The 11,016-nt window shown below is 70.1% G+C and carries 8 protein-coding genes; 5 read left to right on the top strand and 3 right to left on the bottom strand.

The window, feature by feature from the left end; all coding sequences use genetic code 11:
- The first annotated feature begins 1 nt into the window (after position 1).
- The 4 genes from ACAM57_RS00640 to ACAM57_RS00655 all read left to right on the top strand — a co-directional run bounded on the left by ACAM57_RS00640 (position 2) and on the right by ACAM57_RS00655 (position 7,867).
- Positions 2-4,204, top strand: a complete 4,203-nt coding sequence (locus ACAM57_RS00640) for a YhdP family protein (protein WP_369660374.1) — start codon at positions 2-4, stop codon at positions 4,202-4,204.
- Positions 4,201-5,016, top strand: coding sequence for a carbon-nitrogen hydrolase family protein (locus ACAM57_RS00645; protein WP_184639375.1), 816 nt, complete (start codon positions 4,201-4,203; stop codon positions 5,014-5,016). Before ACAM57_RS00640 ends, ACAM57_RS00645 begins: the two co-directional genes overlap by 4 nt.
- A gap of 135 nt (positions 5,017-5,151) precedes the next feature.
- Positions 5,152-7,197, top strand: a complete 2,046-nt coding sequence (locus ACAM57_RS00650; RefSeq protein ID WP_369660375.1) for a nitrogen regulation protein NR(II) — start codon at positions 5,152-5,154, stop codon at positions 7,195-7,197.
- Positions 7,198-7,240: 43 nt separating this feature from the next.
- A complete protein-coding gene (locus ACAM57_RS00655) occupies positions 7,241-7,867 on the top strand; it encodes a response regulator transcription factor (protein ID WP_126021072.1) in 627 nt (208 codons plus the stop codon).
- A gap of 206 nt (positions 7,868-8,073) precedes the next feature.
- Here the strand turns inward: ACAM57_RS00655 and ACAM57_RS00660 are convergent, their stop codons facing one another.
- The 3 genes from ACAM57_RS00660 to ACAM57_RS00670 form a co-directional block, all read right to left on the bottom strand.
- Entirely contained in the window at positions 8,074-8,637 is a 564-nt protein-coding gene (locus ACAM57_RS00660; RefSeq protein WP_184639379.1) for an OmpA family protein, read from the bottom strand.
- Between the two features lie 88 nt (positions 8,638-8,725).
- Positions 8,726-9,385: an OmpA family protein gene (locus ACAM57_RS00665; protein ID WP_126021074.1), complete on the bottom strand. Its 660-nt coding sequence runs from the start codon at positions 9,383-9,385 to the stop codon at positions 8,726-8,728.
- Positions 9,386-9,580: 195 nt separating this feature from the next.
- Positions 9,581-9,745, bottom strand: a complete 165-nt coding sequence (locus ACAM57_RS00670; protein WP_165909574.1) for a hypothetical protein — start codon at positions 9,743-9,745, stop codon at positions 9,581-9,583.
- Here ACAM57_RS00670 and ACAM57_RS00675 point away from each other — a divergent pair.
- Complete coding sequence (locus ACAM57_RS00675) at positions 9,744-10,892, top strand: murein transglycosylase A (RefSeq protein WP_369660376.1); 1,149 nt, start codon at positions 9,744-9,746, stop codon at positions 10,890-10,892. The two genes, ACAM57_RS00670 and ACAM57_RS00675, sit on opposite strands and share 2 nt — an antisense overlap.
- Positions 10,893-11,016: the final 124 nt, after the last annotated feature.

Genomic DNA, 11,016 nt, shown 5'->3' on the forward strand with positions numbered 1-11,016 from the left:
AATGAACGACACGGCGTCTTCCCCTTCACGTCTGCTCAAAATCACCGCTGTGACGGCGCGCTGGCTGCTGGGTCTGTTGATCGCTGCATGGCTTCTGCTGGCGCTGTCGGTCGTTGTCCTACACGCGTGGATTGTGCCGCGAATCGGCGATTTCCGAGACGCGCTGGAGGCGCAGGCTAGCAAGGCCATCGGCGTGCCGGTGCGCATCGGATCGATCACCGCCCGCTCCGAAGGGCTTTTCCCAGCCTTCGAACTGCGCGACGTGGTGCTGCAGGATTCCGACAACCGCGAGGCTCTTCGCCTCGCGCGCGTGGTGGCCAGCGTGTCGCCGCGCTCGCTCTGGCGGCTCAACTTCGAGCAGCTCTACATCGAGCGCCCGCAGCTCGATGTGCGCCGCGACTCTCAGGGAAAACTCCATGTGGCTGGTTTGCACATGGCCACCGATACGACCGGAGAAACCCGGGGTGCCGACTGGTTTTTCGCGCAGCGCGAGCTGGTCATCGAAGGCGGCACCGTGCGCTGGACCGACGAGCAGCGCCAGGCCGAGCCCCTGCTGCTGACCGACGTGCGCTTCGTCGCGCGCAACAGCGCCCGGCGCCACGGCCTGCGCCTGGACGCCACGCCGCCTGCCGGCTGGGGCGAGCGCTTCACGCTGCGCGGCCAGTTCCGCCAGCCTCTTCTGTCCATCCGCAGCGGCCACTGGCAGACCTGGGACGGCCAGATCTATGTCGACCTGCCCTACATCGACGTCACCCGGCTCGGCCAGTACGTCTCGCTCGACGCGCGCATCCGCGAAGGCAACGGCGCGCTGCGACTGTGGGCCGACGTGGACGACGGCCAGGTCGTCGGCGGCGCGGCCGACCTCGGGCTCGACAAGGTCGACGTCTCGCTCGACAAGGGCCTGCAGCCGCTGGTGCTGCGCGCCGTCACCGGCCGACTCTCGGGCCAGCTCACCGAGGAGACGCTGGAGTTCGCCACCACCGCGCTGCAGTTCGACACCACCGACGGCCTGCGCTGGCCCGGCGGCAACCTCTGGCTGCAGCACACGCCCGCCAGGGGCCGTACCCCCGAGCACGGCGCGCTGCGCGCCGACCGGCTCGACCTGGCCGCGCTCGCCCTCATCGCCGACCGGCTGCCGCTGGGCGACGCCACGCACCGCCTGCTCGACAGCTACGGGCCGCGCGGCCTGGTCGAGCACGTCGACCTGAACTGGCAGGGCTCGCTGGGCGCGCCCACCCGCTACCAGGCCAAGGGCCGGGTCAGCGGGCTGCGCATCGCTTCCCAGCCGGCGGCGGCCGATGCAGCGACGCCCGCTGCAACAACGGCAACGACGACCGCCGCCACCACCACCACCACGGCACCGCACAGGATCCACACCGGCACCCCCGGCCTGAGCGGCGCCACCGTCGACTTCGACGCCACCCACACCGGCGGCACCGCCACGCTCGCCATTGCGAAGGGCACGCTCGAATTCCCCGGCGTGTTCGAGGAGCCGGTCATTCCCGTCGATCGTCTCTCCACGCAGCTGCAATGGAAGCTCGACAACGGCAATGGCAACGCCCAGCTGCAGATGTCCAAGCTCAGCTTCGCCAACGTCGACGCCGAGGGCGAGGCCCAGGCCAGCTGGCGTACCAGCGATCCGGCCACCTCGAGCAGCAAGTCGCGCTTTCCGGGCGTGCTCGACCTGCAGGGCAAGCTCACGCGCGCCGACGGCACGCGCGTGTTCCGCTACCTGCCGATGGACATTCCCCAGCACACGCGCGACTACGTGCGCGAGGCCGTCACCAAGGGCGTCGCGAGCAGCGTCGACTTCCGCGTGCGCGGCGACCTGCACGACATGCCGTTCAAGGACCCGAAGCAGGGCGACTTCCGCATCGTCGCCAAGGTGTCGGACGTCAACTACGCCTACGCGCCGCCCTCCATCGCCAACGCCGCGCCTTCGCGCAACGGCACGCCCCCTCGCGTCTGGCCTGCGCTCACGGGCCTGTCGGGCGAGCTGGTGTTTGAGCGCGACAGCATGCTGGTGCGCAACGCGCGCGGCCGCCTGGCCGGCACCAACGGCGTCGAGGTGACCAAGGGCGAGGCGCTGATTCCGGAGCTGTCGCACCACGCGCAGGTGCTTCGCGTCGACGTGCAGGCCAAGGGCCCGCTGGGCGAGGTGCTGCGCGCGGGCGCGCCGCTGGCCGGCCTCGAGCCGGGCGGCGTGGGCGAAATCATGCAGGCCGCGCGCGCCACCGGCTCGGCCGACTACAAGCTGCACCTGGAGCTGCCCCTGGAGGCCATGGACAACGCCAGGGTGCAGGCCAGCGTGGCGCTGGCCGACAACGAGCTGCAGGTGGTGCCCGAGGCACCGTCGTTCACGCAGACGAAGGGCACGGTCAGCTTCACCGAGACCGGCTTCTCGCTGGCCGGCGTGCAGGCCAGGCTGCTGGGCGGAGACATCCGTGTCGAAGGCCGCGGCCGCTTCAGCGGCCCCAATCGCGAGGTCGCGCTGAAGGCCCAGGGCACGGCCACCGCCGACGGCCTGCGCGGCGCGCGCGAGGTCGACTGGCTCGCGCGCCTGGCGAAGAAGGCGACCGGCAGCACGCCCTACGCCGCCACCTTCTCGGTGCGCGACGGCGCGCCCGAGTTCTCCCTCACCAGCAGCCTGCAGGGCCTGGCGCTGCAGCTGCCGCCGCCGCTGGTGAAGACGGCCGAGGAACAGATGCCGCTGCGCATCGAGAAGAAGGTGCTCGCGCGCGAGACCACGAAGCACGGCGCGACGGTGGCCACGCAGGACCAGCTCTCGCTGGACCTCGGCCGCGTCGGCGCCATCCAGTACGTACGCGATCTCGTGGGCAACGAGGCACGCGTGCTGCGCGGCAGCATCGGCGTGGGCCTGGCGCAGGGCGAGACGGCAAGCCTGCCCGACAAGGGTGTGTTCGCCAACGTCAACGTCGCCAAGCTCGACATGGCGGCCTGGCAGGCCCTGCTGGGCGAGGCCACCGGCACGAGCGCGGATGCCCCCGAGCGCCCCGACGATCCGTCGATGGCCTACCTGCCCACGCGCATCGCGGTGCGCGCGCAGCAGCTGGGCATCGCGGGCCGCACGCTGCACAACGTGGTGCTCGGCGGCACGCGCGAGGGCAGCGTCTGGCGCGCCAACGTCGACGCCACCGAACTCAGCGGCTATGCCGAGTACCGCCATGCGCAGGCCGGGCGCCTCTACGCGCGGCTCGCGCGGCTGAAGATCGCGCCCTCCGAGGCCACGCAGGTCGAGACCCTGCTCGACGAGCAGCCCGGCAACCTGCCGGCGCTGGACATCGTCATCGACGACTTCGAGCTGCTGGGCAAGCGCCTGGGCCGCGCCGAGATCGACGCGGTCAACCGCGGCGGCGCGGGCCGCGAATGGCTGCTCAACAAGCTGACCTTCACCATGCCCGAGGCCAGCTTCGCGGCCAAGGGCACCTGGGCCGCGGTGCCCGGCGCGCCGGCCGGCCAGCGCCGCACCGCCATGACCTTCAGGCTCGACGTCGCCGATGCCGGCGAGCTGCTCACGCGCTTCGGCATGCCGGGCGTGCTGCGGCGCGGGCGCGGGCGGATGGAGGGCGACGTCAACTGGCGCGGCTCGCCCTTCTCGCTCGACTACCCGAGCCTGGGCGGGCAGTTGCAGGTCGACGTGGAGCAGGGCCAGTTCCTCAAGGCCGACCCCGGCCTGGCCAAGCTGCTGGGCGTGCTGAGCCTGCAGGCGCTGCCGCGCCGGCTCACGCTCGATTTCCGCGACGTGTTCAGCGAAGGCTTCGCCTTCGACTTCATCCGCGGCGACGCGAAGATCAGCAAGGGCATCGCCAGCACCAACAACCTGCAGATGAAGGGCGTCAACGCCGCCGCGCTGATGGACGGCTCGGCCGACATCGTGCGCGAGACGCAGAACCTGCGCGTGGTGGTGGTGCCCGAGATCAACGCCGGCACCGCGGCGCTGGTGGCCACCGCCATCAACCCGGCCATCGGCCTGGGCACCTTTCTTGCGCAGTGGGTGCTGAGCAAGCCGCTCGCGGCCGCGGCCACGCAGGAGTTCCACATCGAGGGCACCTGGACCGACCCCAAAATAGCGAAGGTGCCGCGCACGCTGCAGCTGCTGCCGCAGAGCATTCCCGGCGCGCCCGGCCTGCCGCCGGCCTCGCAGACCGCGGACGACGGCAAGAAAACGGAGAACAAGCAATGAAAGTCGCAGCCATCCAGATGGTGTCGGCCATCGCCCGCGAAGCCAACCTCGCGCGCGCCCACGACCTGCTCGCGCAGGCCGCCGCGGCCGGTGCCGAGCTCGCGGTGCTGCCCGAGTACTTCTGCATGATGGGCGCGCGCGACACCGACAAGCTGGGCCTGCGCGAAACCGCCGGCGCGGGCATGGTGCAGGGTTTCCTGGCCGATGCTGCGCGCGAGTTCGGGCTGTGGATCGTCGGTGGCACGCTGCCCATCGAGAGCACCGATGCCGAGCACGTGTTCAACAGCTCGCTGGCCTTCTCGCCCGACGGCCGCTGCGTGGCGCGCTACGACAAGATCCATCTCTTCTTCTTCGACAACGGCACCGAGCGCTACGACGAGCGCCGCGTCATCGCGCCCGGTGCGAAGCCGGTGGTGTTCGAGCTGCCCTCGCGCGACGGCCACCGCTGGCGCGTGGGCATGAGCGTGTGCTACGACCTGCGCTTTCCCGAGCTGTACCGTGCGCTCGCCAAACAGGGCGCCGACCTGCTGCTGGTGCCCAGCGCCTTCACCCGCACCACCGGCGCCGCGCACTGGGAGGTGCTGCTGCGCGCCCGCGCCATCGAAAACCTGGCCTGGGTGGTCGCGCCCGCGCAGGGCGGCACGCACGAGAACGGCCGCCAGACCTGGGGCCAGTCGCTGATCGTCGACCCCTGGGGCACGGTGGTGGCGCAGCAGGCCACCGAAGAAGGCGTGGTGCTGTTCGACATCGACGCCGCGAAGGTGCAGAGCACGCGCACTCAACTGCCCGTGCTCTCGCACAGCGTGATCTAGGAATGACCCCCAGGCTTGTCCACTTCGTGTGGCCGCCAACCCCCTTCCAGGGGGCAACACCTGCGGCCCGGCAAAGCCGGTTCCGCGGTGTTCCTGGAACAAGCCACGTACCTTGCGTGCGGCGGTGTTGCCGGTATGTCTGATGCGCTGCTGACCGTTGCACCGCAGCGATGGGCGCTGCTGGCCTATGCGCGGCTGCGCTCGCTGTGGCAGCGCTGGTTCCTGTGGCTGCTGCTGGCGGTGCTGGTGTCGGTGCTGCTGGTCACGGTGGTGTGGCTCGCGGGCCGGCACGAGGTCGAGCAGGTGCAGGCCGCGCTCGACCGCGACACCGCCGACGCGGTCTCCGACCTTCGCAGCGGCTTCCAGCGCAACGCGCAGAGCCTGCGCGCCACGCAGGCGCCGGGCGCCGATGCCGCGAAGTGGTCGGAGGTGGCCTCGGCATTGCTGCGCGAGCACCGCGAATGGCTGCGGCTCGAATGGCGCGACTCCGCGCTGCGCCCGCTTCAGGCCGTCAATACGCCCTACCGCATGCGCGTGCTCGACGAGGACACGCGCGGCCCCGATCAGTCCGACGTGACGCTGGCCTGCGCCGCCGCGCGCAAGCTGGGTGCGTCGGCCTATTCGCCGAGCCACTACGTGCCCATCGCGGGCGGCGGCGGCATCGAGGTGATGGAACTGTGCGTGCCGATCGACGCAGGCGGCTATCTGGTGGCGAGCTATTCGCTGCGCGACGCGCTGATCGAGCTGGTCGGCCCCACGCTCACGCGCGGCCAGGAAGTGGCCTTCACCGAGGCCGACGGCACGCGGCTGGTGGCGCTTGGCAGCTCGCGGCGCACCGGCACGCGCGTGTTCACCTCGCAGCAGCTCATCGACCTGCCGGGCACCTCGCTGATGCTGCGCGTGGACGGCTGGCGCGCGGCGCCCGACCTGTTCCCGAACATGCTGACGGCGCTGGTCACGGCGATCTCCATCGCACTGGTGTCGGTGCTGGTGCTGCTGGCGCGCGACACGCGCCGCCGCCTGCGCGCCGAGCGCGACCTGGCCGATGCGCTGGCCTTCCGCAAGGCGATGGAAGACTCGGTCATCACCGGCCTGCGCGCGCGCGACCTGCAGGGCCGCATCACCTACGTGAACCCAGCCTTCTGCGAGATGGTGGGCTTCAGCCCCGAGGAACTCATGGCGGACAACGCGGAGGCGCCCTACTGGCCCACCGAGCTGGCCCACGAGTACCAGCAGCGGCAGGCGCGCCGGCTCGCGGGCGGCATGCCGCCGCGCGAGGGCTTCGAATCGGTCTTCATGCGCAAGGATGGCACGCGCTTTCCGGTGCTGATCTTCGAGGCGCCGCTGATCAACGCGCACAAGGTGCAGACCGGCTGGATGAGCGCGTTCATCGACGTGAGCGAGCAGCGCCGCATCGAGGAGCTCTCGCGCGCCAGCCAGGAGCGCCTGCAGGCCAGCGCGCGGCTGGCCACGGTGGGCGAGATGGCCTCGCTGCTGAGCCACGAGCTGACCCAGCCGCTGGCCGCCATTGCCAGCTACGCGAGCGGCTCGCTCAATCTGCTGGGCCCCGACGCCAGGGGCGACCAGGGCGAGGTGGCGATGGCGGTGAAGCGCATCGCCGAGCAGGCCGACCGAGCCGGCCAGGTGATCCGCAGCGTGCACGACTTCGTGCGCCGGCGCGACCGCACGCGCGAGGCCGTGGCGCCGCAAGCGCTGATCGACGCGGTGCTGCCACTGGTGCGGCTGCAGGCGCGCAAGCTGGGCGTGATCATCGAGGTGGTGCTGGAAGACCGGCTGCCCGCGGCCATGTGCGACCGCACCCTGGTCGAGCAGGTGCTGCTGAACCTCGCGCGCAACGCGATGCAGGCCATGGACAGCCCCGACAATGTCGGCAGCCGCGTGCTGCGGCTGCGCGTGGCGCGTGCCACGGCGGTGGGCGGCGCGGTGCAGGAGGACGGCCGGCGCTGGCTGGAGTTCTCGGTGGCCGATCTCGGCAGCGGCATCGGCCAGGATGTGGCCGAGCGGCTCTTCACGCCCTTCTTCACCACGCGCGCCGACGGCATGGGGCTCGGCCTGAGCCTGTGCCGCACGGTGGTGGAGCAGCACGGCGGGGCGCTGGTGTACGAGCCCAACAAACCGCGCGGCACGGTGTTCAGGTTCACGCTTCCGGCGGCGGCTTGAGCTCGCTTCAGACGACAAACAACTTTTTGCTGGACTTCATGGCATGCAACCGCTGATCGACGGCTTGATCTTCATCGTGGACGACGACGCCAGCGTGCGCGAGGCGCTGGCCTGGCTGCTGCGTTCGCGGCGGCTGGCCAGCGAGCACTTCGCGAGCGCGGAGGCGTTCGAGCAGTTTCTCGACCAGGGCCCGCTGCCGCAGCAGCCGCTGTGCCTGCTGCTGGACGTGCGCATGCCCGGCACCAGCGGGCTGGTGCTGTTCGACCGCATCGTGGAGCGCGGCCTGCTGCCGGCGATGCCGGTGATCTTTCTCACGGGCCACGCCGATGTGCCCACGGCCGTCGACGCGGTCAAGCGCGGCGCCTTCGATTTCTGCGAGAAGCCTTTTTCGGACAACGCGCTGGTCGACCGCATCGAGCACGCGCTGAACGCGTCGCTGCAGGCGCTGGAAGTGCAGCGCGCGCGCCGGGGCCTTGCCGAGCGCGTCAGCGAGTTGACCGAGCGCGAGCGTGACGTGATGCGGCTGGTGATCGAGGGCCTGCCCAACAAGCTCATCGCCGACCAGCTCGCGATCAGCGTGCGCACGGTGGAGGTCCACCGCGCGCGCGTGTTCGAAAAGATGGAAGTGAAGTCGGCCGTCGAACTGGCCAACCGTCTACGAGAACTCTAGCGCCGGATTCTTCGCGGAACACCGCGGAACCGGCTTCGCCGGGCCGCAGGTGTTGCCCCCTGCAAGGGGGGGCGGCGCAGCAACACGCAGTGCGCGAAGCCTGGGGGTTAGCTCAGGAACACCGCGGAACCGGCTTTGCCGGGCCGCAGGTGTTGCCCCCTGCAAGGGGGTTGGCGCAGCGACACGAAGTGCGCGAAGCCTGGGGGTTAGCCCTTTTCCGCGACGAAGATTTCCACGCGGCGGTTCTGCGCGCGGCCGGCTGCCGTGCCGTTGTCCGCCAGCGGTTCGCGCGAGCCGCGGCCATCGGTGGTGATAACGGTGGTCGAGACGCCGCGGCTCACGAGGTGGTTGCGCACGCTGTCGGCGCGGCTCACCGAGAGGCGCTCGTTGCCTTCCTCGCTGCCGGTGCTGTCGGTGTGGCCGACCACGCGCACGCTGGCGGCGGTGGCGCTCTTCAAGCCTTCGGCGACCTTGTCGAGTACCTGCGCCAGGTTGCGCTTGACGTTGGCGCGGCCGGTGTCGAACGACAGCTCGTTCGGGATCACAAGGTGAAGCTGGTTGTCGGCGGTCTGCTCGATCACGACGCCCGTGCCCTTGGTGGAGGTCTCGAGGTCTGTCTTCAGGGCGGCCAGGCGGGCTGTCCAGCTGTTGGCCGGTGCGGCCGCAGCGGCTGCGGGCGCGGGGGCCGGCGGCGGCGCCGACTGCGATGCGCAGCCCGCGATGAACAGCAACGCGGCGGCGGCGGCGCCAGAAACAACAAACTTCCTCATGAGATTCCCTCTTAATGGACCAATGGAACGGTGATGGCGGGAACCGGCCTTTCAGCGCGGCCGGTTTCCCTTCGTGTGCTGGAGATCGTCAGCCTCGCGGCGCGCGCTCGCCCACGTAGATTTCGACGCGGCGGTTCTGTGCCCTGCCGGCGTCGCTGTTGTTGTCGGCGATCGGTTCGTGCGAACCGCGGCCTTCGATGCGGAAGATCGCAGCGTTCACGCCGCGCGCCACGAGGTAGTCGCGGGTGCTGGCGGCGCGTTCTACCGACAGCGGGTTGTTGATGGCGTCCGAGCCGGTGCTGTCGGTGTGGCCGATGATGCGCACCTCGGCGTTCGGGTTGCCGCGCAGGCCGCTGGCGAACTGGTCGAGCACCGGCGCGAAATTTGGCTTGATGTTGGCGCGGCCCACGTCGAAGGACACGTCGCTCGGAATCTGCAGCTTCAGCTCGTTGTTTTGCGTCTGCGTCACGGCCACGCCGGTGCCCTGGGTGGCGGCCTCCATCTGGCGTTTCTGGTTTTCCATGCGCTGCGACCACAGGTAGCCGCCCAGCGCGCCGGCTGCCGCGCCGACCACCGCACCGGTGCCGATGGCGCCGCGGTTGCCGCCAGTGGCCGAGCCGATCGCTGCGCCGCCAAGCGCACCGATGCCGGCACCGATGCCGGTGTTGCGCTGCGTGTCGGTCATGCCGCCCGCGCAGCCGGACAGGACGAGCGCGGCGGCGGTGGTGGCGAGTACGAACTTTTTCATGGCGTTCCCTTTCAAGGTTGGATCAGGCGGCACAGCTTAGCCTTCGGGGAGTGCGTGATGGTACGGGCTCAAAGCCCTACGGAAAATAAGAAAAGTTTCGTCATCGCGCATGAATGCTGCGATGATTGCTACCAAAGTAATAGCAATGGAGTGGTTGTCCGACAGTGCGCAGCGGCAGGGGACTGCACGAGCAATTCACGCTTCGGGCGGGCGCTTCCCTTCTTCGGTAACGCGGCCGGCTTCGGGCTCGTCGCCGTCATCGTGCAATTCACCCTTGTTGCGCCCGGAAAACATGGTCCACCAGATGATCAGGATGAACACGAGTCCCGCGGCGAGGGCTTCAAGCAGAATCAAACCCATGAGAAATGGACTCCAGTGGCTGGTCGGGCTTGTGATCGTAGCAACGCTCGCCGCTTGTTCCACCGGCCCGCGCACCCCCGAGCCGCCTATCCGCCCCCCTGTCAGCCAGCCGCGCGACCTCGGTCCGCTCACAGGCTCGCTCGCGCACCCCAAGAGCCGGTGGGTGCCTGTCGGCTGGGGCGAGCTGCCCGGCTTCGGCGAAGACCCGCTGCACGAAGCGTGGATCGCGCTGCTGGCGAACTGCTCGCGCCCCAACGCCGCCTTCGCGCCGCTGTGCCGCGACGTGCGCCAGCTCGCCATCGCCACCCCCGAAGAGCAGCGCCAGTGGATGACCGAGCGGCTGCAGCCCTATCGCGTCGAGGCGCTCAACGGCCAGATCGAGGGCAAGCTCACCAGCTACTACGAGCCGGTGTACGAGGCCTCGCGCGTGCCCACCGCCACCTTCAACGTGCCGATCTACCAGGCGCCCGACGGCCTCGTGCCGCGCCGCCCCTGGTACACGCGCCAGGAGATCGAGACCCTGCCCGAGGCACAGGCCGCGCTGCGCGGGCGCGAGATCGCCTGGATGGCCGACCCGATCGACGCGCTGATGCTGCACATCCAGGGCTCCGGCCGGCTGCGCATCACCGAGGCCAACGGCTGGCAGCACACCGTGCGCATGGCCTTCTCGGCCACCAACGAGCAGCCCTACCGCAGCGTGCAGCAGTGGCTCCTCAGCCAGGGCGTGACCAAGGTCGGCAAGTGGCCCGACGACACCAAGGCCTGGGCCGCGCAGAACCCGCAGCGCGTGGCGCAGATGATGTGGAGCAACCCGCGCTACGTGTTCTTCCGCGAGGAAACGATGAGCGAGGTCGATGCCGCATTCGGCCCGCGCGGTGCGCAGGGCGTGCCGCTCACGGCCGGCCGCTCCATCGCGGTGGACCGCGAGAGCATTCCCTACGGCACGCCGGTGTGGCTGGCCTCCAGCGGACCGGCGGCGCAGCTGCAGAAGCTGGTGGTGGCGCAGGACACCGGCAGCGCCATCCTCGGCGCGGTGCGCGCCGACTACTTCGCAGGCACCGGCGCCGAGGCCGGCCGCTTCGCGGCGAGCATGAACCAGCCGCTGCGGCTGTGGGCGCTGTGGCCGCGCCAATTGCCCGCGCCCTGAATCGCCAGGCGGGCAGATCCGGACCAGGTTTCGATGAAGGGTTTCTGAAAAGACCTGATTTAACCTGACTGGAGGCTGATCAATTCACGGAGTCGTCATACGAAGTGCCTAACTTCGCGGGCTG

This window comes from Variovorax sp. V15, from assembly GCF_041154425.1.
GTDB lineage: Bacteria > Pseudomonadota > Gammaproteobacteria > Burkholderiales > Burkholderiaceae_C > Variovorax > Variovorax guangxiensis.